Annotated in this window: 1 pseudogene; it reads left to right on the plus strand. The window is 70.4% G+C overall.

The window, feature by feature from the left end:
- Positions 1-230: pseudogene (locus R0J87_RS25350) on the plus strand (diphosphate--fructose-6-phosphate 1-phosphotransferase); the annotation flags it as partial.

Below are 230 nucleotides of genomic sequence, written 5' to 3' on the forward strand. Positions count from 1 at the left end.
GTGGTGGCCAGCGAGGGCATCCACACCGCCGATGGTCGCTTCGTCGCCGATGCCGGTGGCAGCAAGGACTCCTTCGGCCATACCCAGCTCGGTGGTGTCGCCGCCTATCTGGCCGATCGGGTCAAGCAGGGCCTGGGCTACAAGGTGCACTGGACCCTGCCCGACTACCTGCAGCGCTCGGCCCGCCACCTGGCCTCGCGCACCGACTGGAGCCAGGCCCAGGCGGTCGG

It is taken from the genome of Halomonas sp. SIMBA_159 (assembly GCF_046536035.1).
Taxonomy (GTDB): domain Bacteria; phylum Pseudomonadota; class Gammaproteobacteria; order Pseudomonadales; family Halomonadaceae; genus Vreelandella; species Vreelandella venusta_A.